Source organism: Mycobacterium sp. NTMscope_Eco_3 (genome assembly GCF_976985685.1).
The window spans coordinates 3,119,455-3,144,609 of the sequence record NZ_CDRJYZ010000001.1 but is presented as its reverse complement, the minus strand read 5'-3'; the positions used below and the strand labels follow the sequence as shown (position 1 = coordinate 3,144,609).

General features: G+C 70.9%; 1 protein-coding gene. It reads left to right on the top strand.

All coding sequences use genetic code 11. From position 1 onward, the window contains the following. The first annotated feature begins 257 nt into the window (after positions 1 to 257). Positions 258 to 25,049, top strand: coding sequence for a non-ribosomal peptide synthetase (locus tag AC0KTM_RS14250; RefSeq protein WP_472415909.1), 24,792 nt, complete (start codon positions 258 to 260; stop codon positions 25,047 to 25,049). Positions 25,050 to 25,155 lie beyond the last annotated feature (106 nt).

Genomic DNA, 25,155 nt, shown 5'->3' with positions numbered 1-25,155 from the left:
ACTACGAGAATTTCGGGGTCGGTGAGCGTCGGCGTTCGATAGCGACACCCGCCGGCTTCGTCGTCTCGGGTCGACGACGAACTGCAACGACGGTCGCGGTCGGTCTTTGCCGACGCTCCACCCGATTGCTCGGTGGGGCGCCGGGAAGCAGGTCGCGCCGGCGCCGGGGACAACGAGCGGAAGCGGACCGGGCTTCCGCGCGAGCGGTACCAGACAACCGGGGGGTTGAAAGGAAGACCCTGTGGTTGGGGCGTGGGATGCAGCTTGATCCTCAAGCACTTCCGCTGACGCGCGGACAGCTGGACATCTGGCTGGCGCGCGAAACCGGTCACTCCGACACCGAGTGGCAGCTGGGGCTGTTCGTGCGGATCGACGGCATGGTCCAGCGCGACGCCCTGCAGTGGGCGATCCGGCAGGCTATGCGGGAAGCCGAGCCGGCCAGGGCCGCCTTCTTCCAGGTGGACGGCCAGGTTTTCCAGCGGGCGGTCGACTACCCGAACGTCGAGCTGGCCTTTGATGACCTGCGCGACGAGGCCGATCCCGTGCAGGAAGCGCGCCGGCGAGCGTTGGCGATCCAGCGCACGCCCATGCCGCTCACCGGGCCGCTGTTCCGGTTCGTCCTGTTCCAGACCGGGCGCACCGAGTTCTTCTTGCTCGCCTGCTGCCACCACATCGTCATCGACGGGACCGGCGTCGCGCTGGTCGGCCATCGCATCGCCTCGATCTACTCCGCGATCGTGTCCGCCGGGCCCATCCCCACGGCCGTCTTCGGCTCCTTGCAGGAGCTGATCGACTGCGAAGCGCAGTACGAACGCTCCGGCGACTACCGGGACGACGAGGCGTATTGGACGGCGAACCTTCCCCCGGACAGCCACGGGCACCATCGGCTGCCCGGGGGAGCCGCGGAGCGCGACCCGTGGCCGTCCGCCCCGACGGCCCTGGACCCCGCGGTACTGCGCCGGGTGCACCGGTTCTGCGAGGTGTGGGGGGTGTCGGTGACCTCGGTCATCACCGCCGCCTGCGCCCTGCTGGTGCGCGGCTGGTCCGCCGGGGGCCCCGACGTCGTGCTCGATTTCCCGGTCAGCCGGCGCGTGCGTCCGGAGCAGAAGACGCTTCCCGGGATGGTCGCCGGCGTGGTGCCGCTGGTGTTGAGCGCCTCGCCGCAGTCCACGGTCGCCGCGTTCTGCAAACACGTCGAGACACGAATCGACGAAGCGATCCAGCACCAGCGCTTCCCGGTGCACGCGCTGGAGCGCAAGGTCCGCGGCCTGACGCAACCGTCCGAACGGGTCAGCGTCAACTTCATCCCGTCGGCGTTCACGCTGCCCTTCGGCGGTGTCATGGCGTCGGCGTCGTACACGAACTCCGGTCAGGCCGACGGCTTCGGGCTCATCTTCTCCGGCGACGGCGACGACCTCGTCCTCAGCACGGCGGGCATGTGGGAACCGTGGGCCCACCTCGACGCCGCCGACCTGGCGCAACGGCTGCAACAGCTCTTGGTGGCGATGACGGCCGATCCGACCCGGCGGCTGCTGTCCCTGGACGCCGTCGACGCCGACGAGCGCGCCCGGCTCGGCGAATGGGGCAACGCGTCCGCGTTGGGCCGGCCGGCGGCGCCGGTGTCGGTCGTCGAGCTGTTCGCCGCGCAGGCGGCGCGGTCCCCGGACGCGGTGGCGCTGACGTTCGAGGACCGGTCCATGACGTACCGCGAGCTCGACGAGGCGGCCAATCGGTTGGCGCACGTGCTAACCGGTCGTGGGGTGGGTCCGGGTGCGTTTGTGGCGCTGGTGTTTTCGCGCTCGGCCGAGGCGATCGTGGCGATCTTGGCGGTGCTCAAGTCCGGGGCGGCGTATCTGCCGATCGATCCCGCGCTGCCGGCGGCGCGGGTCGAGTTCATGCTCACCGACGCCGCGCCGAGGGCCGCGCTGACCACCGCGGACCTGGCCGGCACGCTCGACGGGTTCGACCTGATGGTCATCGACGTCGCCGATCCGGCGGTGGCGAGCGCGCCCTCTACGGCGCCCGCCTTGCCGTCCCCGAGCGATGTGGCGCATCTGATCTACACCTCGGGGACCACGGGCGTGCCCAAAGGTGTTGCGGCGACTCAACATAACGTCGCGCAGTTGTTCGATGACCTGCGGATCGGGTTCGCGTTGTCGGGCGAGCAGGTATGGACGCAGTTCCATTCCTATTCGTTCGACTTCTCGGTGTGGGAGATCTGGGGTGCGCTGCTGCACGGCGGCCGCCTGGTGGTGGTGCCGGATGCGGTGGCCCGCTCCCCGGAGGAGTTCCACGCGCTGTTGGTTGATGAGGGCGTCACGGTTTTGACCCAGACGCCGTCGGCGGTGGGGATGCTCTCGGCGCAGGGGTTAGACGGGACGGCGTTGGTGATCGGCGCCGAGCCCTGCCCCCCCGAGTTGGTGGATCGCTGGGCGCCGGATCGGGTGATGGTCAACGTTTACGGCCCGACCGAGACCACGATGTGGGCGTGCAAGAGCGCCCCGCTGCAGGCGGGGTCGGCGTCCCCGCCGATCGGCTCCCCGGTCACGCGGGCGGCGTTTTTCGTGCTCGACGAGTGGTTGCGCCCGGTGCCGGCCGGGGTGGTGGGCGAGCTGTACCTGGCCGGCCAGGGCGTGGGCGTCGGCTATTGGCGCCGCCCGGGGCTGACCGCGGCGCGGTTCATGGCCTGCCCCTTCGGCGAACCCGGAACCCGCATGTACCGCACCGGCGACCTCGTGCGCTGGGGCCGCTCCGGATCCGGGGAGGGCCAACTGCGGTATCTGGGGCGCGCCGACGAACAGGTTAAGGTGCGTGGGTATCGCATCGAATTGGGCGAGATCCGCGCCGCGCTGCTCGATGTGCAGGGCGTCGAACGCGCGGCGGTGCTCGTCCGTGAAGATCGTGCCGGCGACAGGCGTCTCGTCGGCTATGTGACAGGAGCCGCTGACCCGACCGATATTCGGGCCCGGTTGGGTCGGCGGCTCCCCACCTACATGGTCCCGTCGGCGGTCGTCGCGCTCGACGCGTTGCCGCTGACGGTCAGCGGCAAGCTCGACGTCCGGGCCCTGCCCGCGCCGGACTACCAGGGCGGCAACGGATATCGCGCTCCGGAAAACGCCATCGAAGAAATCCTGGCCGGCATCTTCGCCCAGGTGCTGGGTGTCGATCGCGTCGGGATCGACGACTCCTTCTTCCACCTCGGCGGTGACTCGCTGTCGGCGATGCGGTTGGTCTCCGCGGTCAACACCGGCCTCGACGCCCACCTCGGGGTGCGGGCGCTGTTCGAGTCGCCCACGGTCGCCGAGCTGGCGCCGCAGGTGTGCGGCGGGGGAAGCAAGCTCGCGCGGGTGGTGGCGGCCGAGCGGCCGGCCGTGGTGCCGTTGTCGTTCGCGCAATCCCGGCTCTGGTTTCTCGACCAGCTGCACGGGCCGTCGCCGGTGCACAACATGGCGGTCGCCCTGCGGCTGCACGGGCGCCTGGACACCGACGCCATGGGCACCGCCCTGGGCGACGTGGTGGCCCGCCACGAAAGCTTGCGCACGGTGTTCGTCGCGTCCGAGGGGACGCCCCGGCAGGTGGTGGTTCCGGTCGACGGCGCCCGGGTCGGCTGGCAGGTCATCGACGCCGGCGGGTGGCCGGTCGGCCGGCTGAGCCAGGCCATCGAGACCGAGGCGTGTCACCGATTCGATCTGTCCAACGAGATCCCTTTGCGGGCAAAGCTTTTCCGGCTCGCCGACGACGACCACGTGTTGGTGGCGGTGGCCCACCACATCGCCGCGGACGGATGGTCGCTGACCCCGCTGGTGCGCGACCTCGGCGCGGCCTACGTGCGCAGGTCCAGCGGACAGACCCCGGATTGGGCGCCGCTGCCGGTGCAATACGTCGATTACACGCTGTGGCAACGCGCCCAATTCGGTGACCTCGACGATCCGGGCAGCCCCATCGCCGCGCAGCTGAGGTATTGGCGGGACGCGCTGGCCGGGATGCCCGAACGCCTCGAATTGCCGACGGATCGCCCCTACCCGCTGGTCGCCGATCACCGCGGAGCGCGCATCGACGTCGAGTGGCCGGCCGAATTGCAGCAGCAGGTTGCGCAGGTGGCGCGGGCCCACAACGCGACCACCTTCATGGTCGTGCAGGCGGCGCTGGCGGTGCTGCTGTCGAAGGTCAGCGCGAGTTCCGATGTGGCGGTGGGGTTCCCGATCGCCGGCCGCGGCGATCCCGCGCTCGACGACGTCGTCGGCTTTTTCGTCAACACCCTCGTTTTGCGGGTCGACCTGGGCGGCAACCCCAGCGTCGCCGACCTGCTGGCCCGGGTTCGCCAACGCAGCCTGGCGGCCTACGAACACCAGGACGTGCCCTTCGAAGTCCTGGTCGACCGCCTCCATCCCACCCGCAACCTGACCCATCATCCGCTGGTCCAGGTGGTGTTGGCCTGGCAGAACCTGCCCTGGCAGCACGACGGCCCCGCCGCCGGCCTGGAGCTCGGCGATGTGCGGGTCACCCCGCTACCGGTCGACACCCAGGTCGCCCGCATGGACCTGGTGTTCTCCCTGGCCGAACGGTGGGACGAAAAGGGCCGGCCCGCAGGCATCGGCGGCATGGTGGAGTTCCGCACCGACGTCTTCGACGCGGACAGCATCGAGACGTTGATCGAGCGGCTGCGCAGGGTGCTGGCGGCCATGACCGCCGACCCCGGCCGCCGGCTTTCGTCGATCGATCTGCTCGACGCCGCCGAGCACGAACGGCTCGACGACATCGGCAACCGGGCGGTGTTGGCCGTGCCGTCGATGTCCCTGGTGTCGATCCCGGCGTTGTTCGCCGCGCAGGTCGCCCGCGCCCCGGGGGCGGTGGCGATCACCTGCGGCGGGCGGTCGTTCAGCTACCGCGACGTGTACGAGGCCACAAATCGGTTGGCGCACTTGCTCGTTGGGCACGGCGCCGGCCCGGGCCGGCGGGTGGCGGTGGCGATGCCGCGGTCGGCCGAGGCGATCGTGGCGATCCTGGCGGTGCTCAAGACCGGGGCGGCCTATGTGCCGATCGACCCGAGCGTGCCGGCGGCGCGGCTGCAGTTCGTGCTCGGCGATGCCGACCCCGTCGCGGCGGTGACCACCGCCGAGGTGCGCCCGCAGCTGGACGGGTTCGCCGGGCGGATCATTGAGATCGACGACCCCGCCGTGCGCACCCAACCGGCCACCGGCCTGCCGGTGCCGGAGGCGGACAGCACCGCCTACATCATCTACACCTCGGGCTCGACGGGCGTTCCCAAGGGGGTGGCGGTCACCCACCGCAATGTCACCCAGCTGCTGGAGTTCATCGATGCCCAACTCGATGTCGGGCAGGTCTGGACCCAGTGCCATTCCCTGGCTTTCGACTTCTCGGTGTGGGAGATCTTCGGCGCCCTCCTGCATGGCGGGCGCCTGGTCGTCGTACCCGATGACGTCGTTCGATCACCAGAAGACTTGCACGCCTTGCTGGTTGCCGAGAACGTCAACGTGTTGAGCCAGACCCCGTCGGCGTTTTATGCGCTGCAGAGCGCCGACGCGTTGGCGCCGGAGCTCGGTGAGCAGTTGAAGTTGCAGACGGTGGTGTTCGGTGGGGAAGCCCTTGAGCCGCGCCGGTTGTCGACGTGGCTGCATCGTCATCCCGGGCTGCCGCGGATGATCAACATGTACGGCATCACCGAGACCACGGTGCACGCCTCGTTCCGCGAGATCCTCGGCGGCGACGTCGGCAGCAACGTCAGCCCGATCGGGGTGCCGCTGGCCAACCTCGGTTTCTTCGTGCTCGACGGCTGGCTGCGGCCGGTGCCCGTCGGGGTGGTGGGCGAGTTGTACGTCGCCGGCGGCGGATTGGCCACCGGCTACGTGGGCAGCCCCGGGCTGTCGGCAACACGATTCGTGGCCTGCCCGTTCGGTGGGTACGGCGCGCGGATGTATCGCACCGGGGATGTGGTGCGGTGGAGCAGCTCTAGTTTCGGTGACGGGCAATTGGAATACCGCGGCCGCGCGGACGAGCAGGTCAAGATCCGCGGCTATCGCATCGAGTTGGGCGAGATCCGCGCCGCGCTGGCCGACGTCGAGGGCGTCGAGCAGGCGGCGGTGATCGCCCGCGAGGATCGTGCCGGCGAGAAGCGCCTCGTCGGCTATGTGACCGGAGTCGCTGACCCTTCCGAGATTCGGGCCCGGTTGGGTCAGCGGCTCCCCACGTACATGGTGCCGTCGGCGGTGGTGGTGCTTGACGCGCTGCCGTTGACGGTCAACGGCAAGCTCGACACCCGCGCCCTGCCGGCGCCGGAATACTCCGACGTCGACCGCTACCGGGCGCCGGCGAGCGCCATCGAGGAGATCCTGGCCGGCATTTACGCCCAGGTCCTGGGCGTCGAGCGCGTCGGGGTTGACGACTCCTTCTTCGACCTCGGCGGCGACTCGCTGTCGGCGATGCGTCTGATCGCGGCCGTGAATACCGGTCTGAATGGCGGGGTTTCGGTGCGGGCGTTGTTCGAGGCGCCCACGGTGGCGCAGTTGGCTCCGCGCCTCGACGGCGGCGCGCAGCGGCTTTCGCGGGTGGTGGCGGGCGAGCGGCCGGCGGTGGTGCCGTTGTCGTTTGCGCAGTCGCGGTTGTGGTTCATCGATCAGCTGCAGGGGCCCTCGCCGATGTACAACATGGCGGCCGCGCTGCGGCTGCGCGGGCCGCTGGACACCGGCGCGCTGCGTGCCGCGCTCATCGACGTGGTGGCCCGCCACGAGAGTTTGCGCACGGTGTTTGCCGTGTCCGACGGGACGCCACAGCAGGTGGTGATACCCGCCGAGGGGGTCGATATCGGGTGGGACGTAATAGATGCCGCCGGCTGTTCGCCGGCACAGGTAAAGGAGGCCGTTGATGCCGCAGCCGGTTATGCATTTGATCTGTCAGCCGAAATACCCTTTCAGGCACAACTTTTCCAACTCGCCGAAGACGAGCATGTGCTGGTGGCGGTGGTCCATCATATTGCTGCGGATGGTTGGTCGCTGAATCCTCTGGTACACGACCTCGGCGTCGCCTACGCCGCCCGCTGCGCCGGACGGGCACCGCAATGGTCGCCGCTGGCGGTGCAGTACGTGGACTACACGCTGTGGCAGCGAGCCCAATTCGGTGACCTCGACGACCCGGGCAGCCCCATCGTCGGGCAGCTCGCGTATTGGGAGCGGACCCTGGCGGGGCTGCCCGAGCGGGTCGAGTTGCCGACGGACCGGCCGTACCCGTCGGTGGCCGATTACCGCGGCGCCAGCGTGGACATCGACTGGCCGGCCGAGTTGCAGCAACACATTCGCGCGATGGCGCGGGCGCACCACGCCACCGATTTCATGGTGGTGCAGGCGGCCCTGGCGGTGCTGCTAAGCAAGGTCACCGCGACTTCCGATGTGGCGGTGGGCTTTCCGATCGCCGGGCGGCGCGATCCCGCTTTGGACGAGCTGGTGGGCTTCTTCGTCAACACGTTGGTGCTGCGGGTCGATCTGGCCGGCGATCCCAGCGTTGCCGACGTCTTGGCCCGGGTGCGACGGCGCAGCCTGGAGGCCTACGAAAATCAGGACGTGCCGTTCGAGGTGCTGGTGGAGCGGCTCAACCCCACTCGCTCCCTGACGCATCATCCGCTGACGCAGGTGATGTTGGCCTGGCAGGGCAACGATCCCGCCGAGCTGAACCTGGGTGAGCTGCAGATCACCGCCGTCCCGGTCCAGACCCGTACCGCGCGTACGGATTTGACGTTCTCCCTGTTCGAGCGCTGGAGCGGAGACGGCCGCCCCGAGGGGATCGGCGGCACCGTCGAGTTCCGCACCGACCTGTTCGACGTCGCAACCGTTCACACGCTGACCGAACGGTTGCGGCGGGTGTTGGTCGCCGTGACCGCCGACCCGGGCCGCAGACTCTCCTCGATCGACGTGCTTGACGACGACGAGCGCGCCCGGCTCGACGAGTGGGGCAACCGTTCGGCGTCGGGCCGGGCGGCGCCGGGAGCGTCGATTCCGGCGCTCTTCGGCGCGTGGGTGGAACGGGTGCCGCACGCGGTGGCGATCAGTTGCGGCGGACGCTCGTGGACCTATGAGCACGTGGAATCGGACGCGAACCGACTGGCGCACCTGCTGATTGGGCGGGGCGTGCGCCGGGGCCACCGCGTGGGCGTGTTGCTGGAGCGCTCGCCCGAGGCCGTGATCGCGATCCTGGGGGTGCTGAAGACGGGCGCGGCCTACGTGCCGATGGACCCGGTGGTGCCGACGGCGCGGATCGGCTTCATGGTCGCCGACGCCGGCATGCGCGTCGTGGTGACCAGCGCCGAGTTGCGTTCGCGGCTAGGCGAATTCGGCGGCGTTGTCGTCGAGGTCGACGACCCGGCCCTGGTGGCCCATCCGGCGACGGCGGTGACCGGCGTGGGCCCGGCGGCCGACGACATCGCGCACGTCATCTACACCTCGGGCACCACGGGCACGCCCAAGGGGGTGGCGGTCAGTCACGCGAACGTGACGCAGCTGTTCGGCTCACTGGACGCCGGAGTGGAACTGGAGCCGGAACAAGTATGGAGCCAGTGCCATTCGCTGGCGTTCGACTTCTCGGTGTGGGAGATCTGGGGGGCGCTGCTGCACGGCGGCCGCCTGGTGGTGGTGCCCGATTCGGTGGCCCGTTCGCCGGAAGAGTTGCACGCCACGCTGATCGGCGAGCGCGTCACGGTGTTGACGCAGACGCCGTCGGCGCTGGGGATGCTGTCGCCGCAGGGCCTGGAGGCGGTCACGCTGGTGGTGGGCGCCGAGCCGTGTCCGGGTGAACTGGTGGATCGCTGGGCGCCCGGCCGGGTGATGGTCAACGTGTACGGCCCGACGGAGACCACCATGTGGGTGTCGCACAGCACGCCCCTGACGGCGGGGCCGGCGCGGTCCGGGCCACCGGCGATCGGGTCGCCGGTGGCCGGGGCGGCGCTTTTCGTGCTGGACTCGTACTTGCGTCCGGTACCCGCCGGGGTGGTGGGGGAGTTGTACGTGGCCGGCGCCGGGGTGGGCGCCGGCTATCTGGGCCGGGCGGGCCTGACCGCGTCACGTTTTGTGGCGTGCCCGTTCGGCGGGCGCGGGACGCGCATGTATCGCACCGGCGACATGGTCCGGTGGGGCGGCTCTAGTTTCGGCGACGGGCAGTTGCACTACGTGGGCCGCGCCGACGAGCAGGTCAAGGTTCGGGGCTATCGCATCGAGCTCGGCGAAATCCGCTCTGCGCTAGCCGAATTGGAGGGCATTGAGCAAGCCGCGGTGATTGCCCGCGAGGATCGTGCCGGCGAGACGCGCCTCGTCGGCTATGTGACCGGAGCCGCTGACCCCGCCGATATTCGGGCCCGGTTGGGTCAGCGGCTCCCCACCTACATGGTGCCGTCGGCGGTGGTGGTGCTCGACGCAATGCCGTTGACGGTCAACGGCAAGCTCGACACCCGCGCCCTGCCCGTGCCGGAGTACCGGGACGTCGACCGGTACCGCGCGCCGGACAACGCGCTCGAGGAGGCCCTGGCCGGCATCTACGCCCGGGTGCTCGGCGTCGAACGCGTCGGGGTCGACGACTCCTTCTTCGACCTCGGCGGCGACTCGCTGTCCGCGATGCGTCTGATCACCGCGATCAACGCCGACCTGGACGTCGGGCTGACGGTCCGATCCGTCTTCGAGGCCCCCACCGTCGCGCAGCTGGCGACGCGGGTCGAGGCGGGCGCCCGTCGGGCCGGAGGGTTGGTGGCCGGCGAGCGGCCGGCGCTGGTGCCGTTGTCGTTCGCCCAGTCCCGCCTGTGGTTCATCGAACAGCTGCAGGGGCCGTCGCCGGTGTACAACATGGCGGTCGCCCTGCGGCTGTGCGGGCGCCTGGACACCGACGCGATGGGGGCCGCGCTGGACGACGTGGTGGCCCGCCACGAAAGCCTGCGGACGCTCTTCCCCGCGCCCGAGGGCGCCCCCCACCAGGTGGTGGTGCCCGCCGAGCGGGCCGACGTCAACTGGCAGGTCGTCGACGCGACGCGGTGGCCCGCGTCCTGGCTGGCGGAGGCCACCCAGGACGCGGCGCGCTACACCTTCGACCTGGCCACCGAAATCCCGGTGCGGGCATGGCTTTTCCACACCGGCGAGGACGAACACGTGTTGGTGGCCGTGGTCCATCACATCGCCGCGGACGGATGGTCGCTGACCCCGCTGGTGCGCGACCTGGGGGCGGCCTACGCCAGCCGGTGTGCGGGGCGGGCCCCGGAGTGGTCGCCGCTGCCGGTGCAGTACGTCGATTACACGCTGTGGCAACGCGCCCAATTCGGCGACCTCGACGACCCCGACAGCCCGATCGCGGCGCAACTGAACGACTGGGAGCGGGCCCTGGCCGGGCTTCCGGAACGCGTTGAGCTGCCCACGGATCGGCCCTATCCGCTGGTGGCCGACTATCGCGGGTCCAGTGTCGACGTGCAGTGGCCGGCCGCCCTGCAGCACCAGGTCGCCCAGCTCGCGCGGGCACACAACGCAACGAGTTTCATGGTCGTGCAGGCGGCCCTGGCGGTGCTGTTGTCCGCCTTGAGCGCGAGTTCCGATGTGGCCGTGGGATTCCCGATCGCCGGGCGGCGCGACCCGGCCCTGGACGAGGTGGTCGGGTTCTTCGTCAACACCCTGGTTCTGCGGGTCGACCTCAGCGGTGACCCCAGCGTCGCCGAGCTGCTGGCCCGGGTGCGCCGGCGCAGCCTGGCGGCCTACGAACACCAGGACGTGCCGTTCGAGGTGCTGGTGGAACGGCTCAACCCCACCCGCACAATGGCGCATCATCCGCTCGTGCAGGTCATGCTGGCCTGGCAGAACAATGATCCCGTCGACATGAGCCTCGGCGACGTGCGGGTGACGCCGCTGCCGCTGGAAACCCAGGTCGCCCGCATGGATTTGGTGTGGTCGCTGGCCGAACAATGGGACGAGGACGGCGAGCCCGCCGGCATCGGCGGAACGGTGGAATTCCGCACCGACGTCTTCGACGCGGCCAGCATCGAGACGCTCGTCGCGCGGCTGCGGCAGGTGTTGGCCGCCATGACCGCCGACCCCGCCCGACCGCTGTCATCGATCGACCTGCTGGGCGCCGACGAGCACGCGCGTCTCGACGCGATGGGCAACCGCGCCGTGCTGAGCCGTCCCGCCACCGGACGCGCGTCGATTCCGGCGTTGTTCGCCGCGCAGGTCGCGCGGGCGCCCGACGCGGTCGCCATCACCTGCGGCGCGCGGTCGTGGCCCTACCGCGAACTGTACGAAACCACTAACCGGTTGGCGCACAAGCTGATTGGCCGTGGCGCGGGCCCGGGCCAGCGGGTGGCGGTGGTGCTCCCACGGTCGGCCGAGGCGATCGTGGCGATCCTGGCGGTGCTCAAGACCGGGGCGGCTTATGTACCGATCGACCCCGCGCTGCCGGCCGCCCGCATCGACTTCATGCTCACCGACGCCGCGCCGATCGCGGCGATCAGCACGACCGAACTCCGCCCCCGCCTGGGTGATCCCGAACTCGTCATCGATGTCGACGACCCCACCGTGGCCGTCCAACCCGCCACCGGATTACCGGACCCGTCGCCCGACGACATCGCGTACGTCATGTACACCTCCGGAACCACCGGTGCGCCCAAGGGGGTGGCGGTCACGCACCACAACGTCACCCAACTGTTGCGGTCGGTCGACGCCCAACTGGGCCTGGGGCAGGTGTGGAGCCACTGTCACTCCCTGGCCTTCGACTTCTCGGTCTGGGAAATCTTCGGCGCACTGCTGCGCGGCGGGCGCCTGGTCGTCGTACCCGACGACATCGTCCGCTCGCCGGAAGACCTGCACGCCTTGCTGATTGCCGAACGCGTCACCGTGTTGAGCCAGACCCCCTCGGCGGTGGCGGCGCTCTCGCCGCACGGACTGGAATCGGTGGCGCTGGTCGTCGGCGGTGAGCCGTGCCCGGTCGAGGTGATGGATCGGTGGGCCCCCGGGCGGGTGATGGTCAATCAATACGGACCCACCGAGACCACGATGTATGCGGCCATGACGGCGCCGCTGACGGCGGGCCGCGCTCCGGTGCCGATCGGTTCGCCGGTGCCCGGGGCCGCCCTGTTCGTGTTGGATCCGTGGTTGCGCGCGGTGCCGCCCGGCGTGGTCGGTGAGCTCTACATCGCCGGCCGCGGCGTCGCCGCGGGTTATCTGGGCCGGGCGGCGTTGACGGCGTCGCGGTTCGTGGCGTGTCCGTTTGGCGGGAACGGGACGCGGATGTACCGCACCGGGGACGTGGTGCGGTGGGGCGACGATGGTCAGCTGGAGTACCTCGGGCGCGCGGACGAGCAGGTCAAGATTCGCGGGCACCGCATCGAGCTGGGCGAAATCCGTTCCGCGCTGGCCGAATTGGACGGCGTCGAGCAGGCCGTGGTGGTCGCCCGTGGAGTCCACCCCGCGGCGCGGCTGGTGGGCTATGTGACCGGGGCGGTCGACCCGTCCGGGCTACGGGCGCGGCTCGCCGAGCGGCTGCCGTCCTACATGGTCCCGTCGGCGGTGGTGGCGCTGGACGCGTTGCCGTTGACGGCCAACGGCAAGCTCGACACTCGCGCCCTGCCGGAACCGGAATACCCGGTGAGCCGGTACCGGGCGCCGTCCGACGCGATCGAGGAGATCCTGGCCGGCATCTACGCGCAGGTGCTGGGCGTGGAGCGCGTCGGTGTGGATGATTCGTTCTTCGACCTGGGTGGGGACAGCATCCTGTCGATGCAGGTGGTGTCCCGGGCGCGGGCGGCCGGTGTAATGTGCCGTCCCCGGGATGTTTTCGTCGAGCAGACGGTGGCGGGGCTGGCGCGGGTCGTCATGCTGGCCACGGGCGAGGACGACGTAGTCGACGAGGGGATCGGGCCGGTGGTGGCCACCCCGATCATGCGGTGGCTGCAGGACATCGACGGGCCGGTCGAGCAGTTCAACCAGACCATGGTGCTGGCCGCGCCCGCCGGGGTGAGCCAGGCCGACGTCGTGGCGGTGCTGCAGGCGTTGCTGGATCGCCATCCGATGCTGCGGCTCTGCGTCGACGACGACGGTGCCGGCGGCTGGGACTTGCACGTCCCTGAGCCGGGTGCGGTGGATGCCCGGGCCTGCCTGCGCACCGTCGACGTGCTCTCGGAGGCGGCGCTGATGCGGGCCCGGTCGCGGCTGAACCCGGGCGCCGGCGTGATGCTGTGCGCGGTATGGGCAAGCGCGACAAACCAATTGGCGTTGATCGTCCACCACCTGGCCGTCGACGGCGTGTCGTGGCGGACCCTGATCGAGGACCTCAACATAGCCTGGGCCCAACATCGCCGCGGCCAGCCCATCGAGCTGCCCGCGCCGGGCACCTCGTTCGCCCGCTGGTCGTCGCTGCTGGCCGAGCACGCGAAGGACCCGGCGGTGACCGAGCAGGCGGACGCGTGGCGACGGATCGCCGAGACGCCGCCCGCGCTGCCGCCGACGCAGCCGTGGGACACGTACGAGTCGGCCGGGCAGTTGTCGGCGTCGCTGGACGCAGAGACGACCCGCCAGCTGCTGGGAGAGGCGCCCGCCGCGTTTCACGCCGGGGTACAAGACATCCTGCTGATCGCCTTCGGCCTGGCGTTCACCGAGTTCCTGGGGTCCGTGGGGACCGTGACGCCGGTCGGCATCGACGTCGAGGGTCACGGCCGCAGCGAGGACCTGGCCCCGCACGCGGACCTGTCGCGCACCGTGGGTTGGTTCACAGCGAAGTACCCCGTCGTCCTGAACGTCCACGGGCTGGACTGGGCCCGCGTGGTCGCGGGTGAGGCCGCGCTGGGCGCGGCGATCAAGGCCGCCAAGGAGCAACTGCGCGCCCAGCCCGACGGCCTCACCTACGGGCTGTTGCGTTACCTGAATCCCGAAGTGGGCCTGGGCGTTCCGGACCCGGCCATCGGGTTCAACTACCTGGGCCGCCTCGGCGCGGCGTCCACCGAACTGTCCGACGAGCTATGGCGACTCAGCCCGAACAGTCTCGCGCTGAGCGCCGCGACCGCGGCGGTGGCCCTGCCGCTGCCGCACACGCTGGAACTCAACGCCGGCACCATGGACACCGAGGCTGGCCCGCACCTGCACGCCAACTGGACGTGGGCGTCCTCGGCGCTGACTCACGAACAGGTAAACCTGTTGAGCCAGTTGTGGTTTGACGCGCTGGCCGGAATCTGCGCGCACGTGCGCCGTGGCGGCGGCGGGTTGACCCCGTCGGACATCGCCCCGGCACGCCTCACCCAGCAGCAGATCGACGACCTCGAACGGCGCTACGACGTCGCCGATGTCTTGCCGCTGACCCCGCTGCAGCAGGGACTGCTCTTTCATTCGACGACGCAACCCGACGGTGACGTGTACGCCGTCCAGCTGAACATCACGCTGCGCGGCGCGCTCGACCCGCAGCGGCTGCACCGCACCGTGCAGACCGTCGTCGCCCGCCACCCCAACCTCGCGGCCCGGTTCTGTTCCGACTTCGGCGACCCGGTGCAGATCATCCCGGCGGACCCCGAAATCGCCTACCGGAACGTCGAACTCGACGGCCCTGACATCGATGACATCGACGACCACGTAAGGCGGATCTCCGCTTCGGAACGCGCCGCGGTGCGAGACCTCGCCGGCCAACCGCCCTTGCGGGCCACGCTGGTGCGCACCGCGGACGACGAGTTCCGGTTCGTGCTCACCGTCCACCACATCGTGATGGACGGCTGGTCGCTCCCGATCCTGCTGCAAGAAATCTTCGCCGGCTATCACGGGTCGCGGTTACCGGCGGCGGCGCCCTACCGCCGCTTCGTCACCTGGCTCGCGCAGCGGGACGTCGCGGCCGCCCGCGCGGCATGGCGCGCACTGCTCGACGGTTTCGACACCCCCACCCTGGTGGCGCCGCCGGGCCGCGCAGAACTCGGGCCGCGGGGAGTCGCCGTCGTGCAGCTCTCCGCCGAAACCACCGGTGCGCTCGGCGAACTCGCCCGCTCCCGTCGCACCACGCTGAACACCGTGCTGCAGGCCGCCTGGGCGCAGCTGCTGATGTCGCTCACCGGCCGGCGCGACGTCGCCTTCGGCACCGCGGTGTCCGGCCGGCCGGCCGACCTGGCCGGCGCCGAATCCATGGTGGGCCTGCTGATCAACACCGTGCCGGTGCGCGCCCACGCCACCGCCGCGACGACCGTCGCCGAATTTCTGGACCGGCTGCAGCGCGCCCACAACGACACCGTGGAGCATCAGCACCTGGCGCTGAACGACATCCACCGCAGCACCGGACACGACCAGCTTTTCGACACGTTGCTGGTGTACGAGAACTATCCGATCAACGCCGCGGCGCTCTCGGCGGCCGAGGACTTGACCGCCACCGAATTCACCAGCCACGACTACAATCACTACCCGCTGTCGCTGCAAGCCATGCCGGGCGACGAATTGCGCCTGCGCATCGAGTTCGACACCGACGTGTTCGACCCGGCCGCCGCCGACGCCCTGCTCGAGCGGTTGCATCGGCTCCTTGCGGCCATGCCCACCGATCCGGCCCGCCGGTTGCTGGCACTGGATCTGCTCGACGCGCCGGCGCATGCCCGGCTACACCTGTGGGGCAACCGGGCGGTGTTGACCGAGCGACCGCGCGCCCCGCTATCGCTGCCGGCCGTGTTCGCCGCGCAGGTGGCCCGCGTTCCCGAGGCGGGAGCGGTCACCTTCGAGGGCCGCTCGATGACATACCGCGAACTCGACGAGGCATCGAATCGACTGGCGCACACGCTGATCGAGCGCGGGGCCGCGCCGGGGGAGTGCGTGGCGCTGCTGTTCCCCCGCTCGGCCGAGGCCATCGTGGCGATCCTCGCGGTGCTCAAGACGGGGGCGGCCTACCTGCCGATCGACCCGGCCCTGCCCGCGACGCGCATCGAGTTCGTGCTCGGCGACGCCGCCCCGGTGGCCGCGGTCACGACCGCCGACCTGCGGGCCCGGCTGGACGGATTCGACCTACCGGTCATCGACGCCGGCGACGCCGCCCGCACCCGCTCCACCGCCCCGTTGCCGACGCCCGCGCCCGAGAACATCGCCTACCTCATCTACACCTCGGGGACGACCGGCGTCCCCAAAGGCGTTGCGGTCACCCACCATAACGTCACCCAGCTGCTGGAATCCCTGCACGCGCCGCTGCCCGGGGCGGGGGTGTGGTCGCAATGCCACTCGTACGGCTTCGACGTCTCGGTGCAGGAGATCTGGGGCGCGCTGGGCGGGGGTGGCCGGTTGGTGGTGGTGCCCGAGTCGGTGACACGCTCGCCGGACGAGCTGCACGCCCTGCTGGCCGCCGAGCGGGTCAGCGTGCTGAGCCACACCCCGTCGGCGCTGACCGCGCTGTCACCGCGAAAGCTGCACTCGGCGTTGATCATCGGCGGCGAGCCCTGCCCGGCCGCGCTCGCGGACCAATGGGCCCCGGGCCGGGTGATGATCAACGCCTACGGCCCGACGGAAACCACCGTGGACGCGGTGCTCAGCGCGCCGCTGTCCGCGGGCGCCGGGCGGCCGCCACTGGGGTCGCCGGTCGCCGGGGCCGCGCTGTTCGTGCTGGACGACTGGCTGCGGCCGGTACCCGCCGGCGCGATCGGCGAGCTGTACGTGGCGGGGCGCGGCGTCGCGGTCGGGTATGCGCGCCGCGCCGGTTTGACGGCATCGCGGTTCGTGGCCTGCCCGTTCGGTGCGGCCGGTGCGCGCATGTACCGCACCGGCGACCTGGTGCGCTGGGGACCCAACGGCAAGCTGCACTACGTCACCCGCGCCGACCACCAGGTCAAAATTCGTGGCCACCGCATCGAACTGGGCGAAATCCACACGGCGCTGGCCGAATTGGACGGGGCCGGGCAGGTCGCCGTGATCGCCCGCGAGGACCAGCCCGGCGATAAGCGGCTCGTCGGCTACATCACCGGCACCGCCGACCCCGCCGGGCTCCGCACCCTGCTGGCCGAACGGCTACCCGGCCACATGGTGCCGGCCGCGGTGGTGGCGATCGAGGCATTGCCGCTGACACCCAACGGCAAGCTCGACACCGGCGCCCTGCCGGCACCCGAATACACCGCCGGTCGGTATCGGGCCCCGTCCACGCCCACCGAGGAGATCTTGGCGGACATCTATGCCCAGGTGCTGGGCCTCGAACGGGTCGGCGTGGACGACTCCTTCTTCGACCTGGGCGGGGATTCGCTGTCGGCGATGCGGGTGATCGCGGCGATCAACACCGGGCTCGACGCGCGCCTCGGCGTCCGAACGCTGTTCGAAGCGCGCACGATTGGTCAGCTGGCCGCGCGCGTCAGCGCGGGCGGCGCCCGCCGCGCCGGCGTGGTGGCAGCCGCCCGGCCGGCGGTGGTGCCGCTGTCGTTCGCTCAATCGCGGCTGTGGTTCATCGATCAGCTGCACGGGCCGTCACCGGTGTACAACATGGCGGCGGCGTTGCGCCTCACCGGACGCCTGGACGTCGGCGCGCTGGGCGCCGCGCTGCGCGACGTGGTAGCGCGGCACGAGACTCTGCGGACGGTGTTCGCCGCCACCGAGGGCATACCGCAGCAGGTGGTGCTGCCGCCCGACCGGGCCGACGTCACATGGCAGACCATCGACGCCACCGACTGGTCACCGGCCCGGCTGGAGGGCGCCATCGGCGACGCGGCCCGGCACACCTTCGAGCTTGCGACCGAAATCCCCTTGCGGGCAATGCTTTTCCGGGTGGGCGACGAGGAGCACGTGCTGGTGGCCGTGGTACACCACATCGCCGCCGACGGCTGGTCGCTGACCCCGCTGGTCCGCGACCTGGCCCTCGCCTATGCCAGCCGGACGGCCGGGGACCCCCCGGACTGGGCGCCGTTGCCGGTGCAGTACGTCGACTACACGCTCTGGCAGCGCGCCCAGTTCGGCGACCTGGAAGACCCGGACAGCCCGATCGCCGCCCAGCTGGCGTACTGGGAGGAGGCGCTGGCCGGACTGCCCGAACGGCTGGAGCTGCCCACCGACCGCCCGTACCCCGTGGTGGCCGACTACCGCGGCGCCAGCGTGGCCGTGGATTGGCCCGCGGAGTTGCAGCAGGGGGTCCGGGCGGTGGCGAGCGCACACAACGCGACGAGCTTCATGGTGGTGCAGGCCGCCCTCGCCGTCCTGCTGGCCAAGATCAGCGCGAGTTCCGATGTGGCCGTGGGCTTCCCGATCGCCGGGCGGCGCGACCCCGCCCTCGACGATGTCGTCGGCTTCTTCGTCAACACCCTGGTGCTGCGCGTCGACCTCGGCGGTGACCCCACCATCGCCGAGGTGCTGGCCCACGTCCGCGCGCGCAGCCTGGCCGCCTACGAGCATCAGGACGTGCCGTTCGAGGTCCTCGTCGAACGGCTCAACCCCACCCGCAACCTCGCTCACCACCCGCTGGTGCAGGTCATGCTCGCCTGGCAGAACGACGAACCCACCGACCTGAGCCTCGGCGATGTGCGCGTCACCGCACTGCCGGTCGACACCCGCACCGCCCGTACCGACTTGGCCTGGTCGCTGGCCGAACGGTGGACCGCCGACGGCCGGCCGGCCGGCATCGGCGGCGCCGTGGAATTCCGCACCGACGTCTTCGACACCGCCACCGTCGAAGCGCTGATCACCCGCCTGCATCGGGTCCTGACGGCCATGACCGCCGACCCCGCCCGGCGGCTGTCGTCGATCGACGTGCTCGGCGCCGACGAGCACGCCCGCCTCGACACGATCGGCAACCGCGCGGCGCTGGATGGCCCGCCGCGCCCGCCGGTGTCCATCCCCGCGCTCTTCGCCGCCCAAGTCGCGCGTAGCCCCCAGGCGGTGGCGCTGACCGCCGCGGACCGCTCGATGACCTACCGCGAACTCGACGTCTCCGCAAACCGACTGGCGCACTTGCTCATTGAGCGGGGTGCTGGGCCGGGGCAGTGCGTGGCGGTGCTGATGGAACGCTCGGCCCTCGCGGTCACCGCGATCGTGGCGGTCCTGAAGACGGGGGCCGCCTACCTGCCGATCGACCCGGCGATGCCGCACACCCGGGTCGCATTCATGCTGACCGACTCCGCACCGACCGCCGCCATCACCACCACGGACCTGCGAGACCGGCTCGACGGGTTCAACGGAGCGGTCATCGACGTCGACGACCCCGCCGTGCACACCCGGCCCGCCACCGCCTTGCCGGCGCCGGCCCCCGACAACGTCGCCTACGTCATCTACACCTCCGGCACGACCGGCACCCCCAAGGGCGTCGCGGTCACCCACCACAACGTCACCCAGATGCTCGCCTCGCTGCACGACCGGCTGCCGTCGGCGACATGGAGCCAGTGCCATTCGCTGGCCTTCGACTTCTCGGTGTGGGAGATTTTCGGCGCGCTGCTGGGCGGTGGGCGGCTGCTGGTCGTGCCCGATGAGGTGGTGCGCTCGCCGGAAGACCTGCACGCCGTGCTGATTGCCGAGAGCATCGGCGTGCTGAGCCAAACCCCGTCGGCGTTCTCGGCGCTGCAGAGCGTGGACGGCGCGCGGTCGGGCCCCCGGCTCAGCGTGCAGAGCCTCGTGTTCGGTGGCGAAGCGCTGAGTCCGCAGCGGCTGGCGAAATGGCTCGACAACCATCCCGGACGCCCGCGCGTGATCAACATGTACGGCATCACCGAGACGACGGTGCACGCCTCCTACCGGGAAATCGTCGACAGCGACGTCGACGCGACCGCGAGCCCCATCGGAATGCCGTTGGCGCATCTGGGATTTTTCGTGCTGGACGCGTGGCTGCGGCCGGTGCCCGCCGGCGTGACGGGCGAGCTGTACATCGCCGGCTCCGGCGTGGCCGCGGGATACCTCGGCCAGGCCGGTCTTACGGCGTCGCGGTTCGTGGCCTGCCCGTTCGGCGCGGCCGGCGCGCGCATGTATCGCACCGGGGACCTGGTGCGTTGGAGCCCGGGCGGGCAGCTGCACTATCTCGGTCGCGCCGACGAACAGGTCAAGATCCGGGGCTACCGCATCGAGCTCGGCGAGATCCAGTCGGCGCTCACCGAATTGGACGGCGTCAAGCAGGCGGCGGTCGTCGCCCGCGAGGACCGGCCCGGCGACCGGCGGCTCGTCGGCTACGTCACCGGCACCGCCGACCCGGTCGACATCCGCGCCCGGCTGACCGAGCGGCTGCCGGCCTACATGGTCCCGGCCACGGTGCTCGCCGTCGACGCAATGCCGTTGACTCCCAACGGAAAACTCGACACCCGCGCGCTGCCCGCGCCCGACTACTCGCGCTGGTCCCAGGGCTCCGATCAGTACCGCGCCCCGACCACCGCCGTCGAGCAGGCGCTGGCCGCCATCTACGCCCACGTCCTGGGCGTCGAGGGTGTCGGGATCGACGACTCCTTCTTCGACCTCGGTGGGGATTCGCTGTCGGCCATGCGGCTGGTCGCGGAGGTCAACGCCGGCCTCGACGTCCACCTCGGCGTGCGAGCGTTGTTCGAAGCGCCCACCATTCGCCGATTGGCGGCGCGCCTGGGTACCGACGGCGGCGGACGCGCACCGCTGGTGGCCGGCGAGCGGCCGGAGATGGTGCCGCTGTCGTTCGCCCAGTCACGGTTGTGGTTCATCGGCCAATTGCACGGGCCCTCACCGGTGCACAACATGGCGATCGCCTTGCAGCTCGACGGGCGCCTCGACGCCGAGGCGTTCGGCGCGGCGCTGGCCGACGTGATGGCCCGCCACGAGAGCCTGCGGACGATGTTCCCGGCGCGCGAGGGAATACCGCGGCAGCTGGTCGTCGGCGTGGACGAAGCCGATTGCGGCTGGCAGATCAGCGACGCGCGCGGGTGGTCGACCACCCGGCTGGGCAACGCCGTCGAGACCCTGGTGGGTCACCGGTTCGACCTGGCCACCGAAATTCCGTTGCGGGCAATGCTTTTCCGGGTGGGCGACGAGGAGCACGTGCTGGTGGCCGTGGTGCACCACATCGCCGCCGACGGGTGGTCGCTGACCCCGTTGGTCCGCGACCTGGGAGAGGCCTACGCCAGCCGCTCGGCCGGGTGCGCCCCGGACTGGGCGCCGCTGCCGGTGCAGTACGTCGACTACACGCTGTGGCAGCGCGCCCAGTTCGGCGAACTGCAGGATCCGCACAGCCTGATCGCCGGGCAGGTGCGGTATTGGGAACACACCCTGGCGGGTATGCCCGAGCGGCTCGAATTGCCCACGGACCGGCCCTATCCGTTGGTGGCCGATTTCCGCGGCGCCAGCGTGGCCGTGGATTGGCCCGCGGAGTTGCAGCAGCGCGTGCGCGCGGTGGCGGGCGCGCACAACGCGACGAGCTTCATGGTGGTGCAGGCCGCGCTGGCGGTGCTGCTCGCCAAGATCAGCGCGAGTTCCGATGTGGCCGTGGGCTTCCCGATCGCCGGTCGGCGCGACCCGGCCCTCGATGACGTCGTGGGCTTCTTCGTCAACACCCTGGTGCTGCGCGTCGACCTGGCCGGCGACCCCACGACGGCCGAACTGCTGGCCCGAGTGCGCCAACGCAGCCTGGCCGCCTACGAGCACCAGGACGTGCCGTTCGAGGTCCTCGTCGAACGGCTCAACCCCACCCGCAGCCTCGCGCACCATCCGCTGGTGCAGGTCATGCTGGCCTGGCAGAACACCGACTCCGCCGACCTGAGCCTCGGCGACGTGCGCGTCACCCCGCTGCCCGTCGACACCCGCACCGCCCGCATGGATCTCGCGTGGTCGCTGGCCGAGCGGTGGAGCGCCGACGGCCGGCCCGAGGGGATCGGCGGCGCCGTGGAATTCCGCACCGACGTGTTCGACACCGAGACCATCGAAGCGCTGATCACCCGCCTGCATCGCGTGCTGACGGCCATCACGGACGACCCCACCCGGCGGTTGTCGTCGATCGACGTGCTCGGCGCCGACGAGCACGCCCGCCTCGCTGCGATCGGCAACCGGGCGGCGCTGGATGGCCCGTCGCGCCCGGCGGTGTCGATCCCGGCGGTGTTCGCCGAGCACGTCGCGCGCACCCCCGAAGCGGTGGCCATCACCCACGGTGCGGATTCGTGGACCTACCGCGAACTCGACGAGGCCGCAAACCAGTTGGCGCACTTGTTGCTTGACCACGGAGCGGGGCCGGGTCAGTGCGTGGCGCTGCTCGCCGAGCGCTCGGCGCGGGCCGTCGTCGCGATCCTGGCGGTGCTCAAAACCGGGGCCGCGTACGTCCCGATCGATCCGGGCCTGCCCGCCGCCCGGATCGACTTCATGCTCGCCGACGCCGCACCGGCGGCGGTGATCACCACCGCCGAATACCGGTCGCGCCTCGACGATTTCGCCGTGCTCGTCATCGACCTCGATGACCCGGCGATCCAGCACCGGCCCACCACGCCGTTGCCGGCGCCGGCGCCGCACCACCTCGCCTACACGATCTACACCTCGGGCACCACCGGAGTCCCCAAGGGCGTGGCCGTCACCCATCGCAACGCCACGCAACTGTTCGCCTCCCTGGGCGCGTCCGGTCTGCCCGCGGGGCCCGGGCGGGTGTGGAGCCACTGCCATTCCCTGGCCTTCGACTTCTCGGTGTGGGAGATCTTCGGCGCGCTGCTGCACGGCGGGCGGGTGCTCGTCGTACCCGACGACGTCGTGCGCTCCCCGAAAGACCTGCACGCCTTGCTCGTTGCCGAAGGCGTCGACATGCTGACCCAGACGCCGTCCGAGGTGGCGATGCTCTCACCGCAGGGCCTGGACTCGGCGGTGCTGGCGGTCGCGGGTGAGGCCTGCCCGGTCGAGGTGGTGCAGCGGTGGGCGTCCGGGCGGGTGATGGTCAACGTCTACGGCCCCACCGAGATCACGATCGTCGCGGCCGTCAGCGCCCCGCTCACCCCGGGACCCGACGCGCCGCCGATCGGTTCGCCGGTGTCCGGGGCCGCGCTGTTCGTGCTCGACGGATGCCTGCAGCCGGTGCCCGCGGGCGTGGTCGGCGAGCTGTACGTGGCCGGTGGCGGCGTGTCGGCCGGCTACCTGGGCCGGCCCGGTTTGACCGCGTCGCGGTTTGTCGCGTGTCCGTTCGGTGGGGACGGGGCGCGCATGTATCGCACCGGGGACCTGGCGTGGTGGGGCTCCGACGGGCAGCTGCGCTACGTCGGTCGCGCCGACGAGCAGGTCAAGATCCGCGGGTATCGCATCGAACTCGGCGAAATCCAGGCCGCGCTGGCCGCACTGGACGGGGTCGAGCAGGCGCTGGTGATCGCCCGCGAGGACCGCCCCGGCGACAAACGGCTGGTCGGCTACATCACCGGCACCGCCAACCCCCCCGAGCTGCGCACCCAGCTGGCCGAGCGCCTGCCCGCCTACATGGTGCCGGCCGCGGTGGTCGTGCTCGACGCGCTGCCGCTGACGCCCGGCGGCAAACTCGACACCCGCGCCCTGCCCGCCCCCGACTACCAGGGCGGCGACGACTACCTCGCGCCGGCCACCGCGGTCGAGGAGATCCTGGCCTGGCTCTACGCCCAGGTGCTGGGTCTGGAGCGGGTAGGGGTGCAGGAGTCGTTCTTCGACCTGGGCGGGGATTCCCTGTCGGCCATGCGCCTGGTCGCCGCGATCTACAACGCCCTCGACATCCACCTGCCCGTCCGCGCCGTCTTCGAGGCGCCGTCGGTGCGCAGCCTGAGCCAGCAGCTCAACCGCGATCCCGGTGCGGCGGAAGGCCATCGGGCCGACTTCGCCTCGGTGCACGGCCGCGACGCCACCGAGGTGTACGCCTGCGACCTCACGCTGGACAAGTTCATCGACGCCCCGACGCTGGCCGCCGCGCCGGCGCTGCCGGGCCCGAGCTCCGAGGTGCGCACGGTCCTGTTGACCGGGGCCACCGGCTTCCTCGGTCGTTACCTGGTGCTGCAATGGCTCGAACGGCTGGAACTGGCCGACGGCAAGCTGATCTGCCTGGTGCGGGCCACCTCCGACGAGGACGCGCGGCGCCGGCTCGAGAGGACCTTCGACCCCCCGGGTTGTGCGGGCGACCCCGCCCTGCGGCGCTATTTCGACGAACTCGCCGCCGACCACCTCGAGGTCATCGCCGGCGACAAGGGCCAGGCCAACCTCGGCCTGGACGAACAGACGTGGCAGCGGCTGGCCGACACCGTCGACCTGATCGTCGACTCCGCGGCCGTGGTCAACGGCGTGCTGCCCTACAGCGAGCTGTTCGCCCCCAACGTCGCGGGCACCGCCGAGCTGATCCGGCTGGCGCTCACCACCAAACTCAAGCCGTACACGTATGTCTCGACGGCCAACGTGGGCGACCAGATCGAGCCGTCGGCGTTCACCGAGGACGCCGACGTCCGCGTCGCCGGCCCGATCCGCACGATCGACGGCAGCTACGGCAACGGCTACGGCAACAGCAAGTGGGCCGGCGAGGTGCTGCTGCGCGAGGCCCACGACCTGTGCGCGCTGCCCGTCGGGGTGTTTCGCTGCGACATGATCCTGGCCGACACCACCTACGCGGGCCAGCTCAACCTGTCGGACATGTTCACCCGGCTGCTGTTCAGCGTCGTCGCCAGCGGCGTCGCGCCGGCCTCGTTCTACAAGCTCGACTCCCGCGGCAACCGGCAACGCGCGCACTTCGACGCCCTGCCCGTCGAGTTCGTCGCCGAGTCGATCACCACGCTGGGCGCCCAGGTGGGCCGCGAATCAGCTGCGGGGTTCGAGACCTACCACGTGATGAACCCGCACGACGACGGCATCGGGCTCGACGAGTACGTCGACTGGGTGATCGAGGCCGGCTACCCGATCGAGCGGGTCGACGACTTCGGGGAGTGGCTGCACCGGATGGAAACCGCGCTGCGCGCCCTGCCGGAGCGCCAGTGCCACCAGTCGGTGCTGCAGCTGTTGCAGTTGCGCAACGCGCAGCACGTGCCGCCGGCCGACCCGGCGCGCGGCTGCCTGGGGCCGACCGAGCGCTTTCGGGCCGCGGTGCAGGAAGCCAAAATCGGCCCCGACAACGACATCCCGCACATCAGCGCGGCGGTGATCGTCAAATACGTGACCGACCTGCAGCTGCTCGGTCTGCTCTGAAACACCTTGGCCGGTAGCGTGTTTCGCTGCCGCGGCCCGAAGCCGTCGTCGCCGCCCGTCCCGCTGGCTACCATGACCGGTAGACCGCGACGGTCCCGCCGCAGGA

Bases quoted from the DNA above. Each gene is read 5' to 3' on its own strand.
- AC0KTM_RS14250 (WP_472415909.1), top strand. From the start codon at position 258: ATGCAGCTTGATCCTCAAGCACTTCCGCTGACGCGCGGACAGCTGGAC.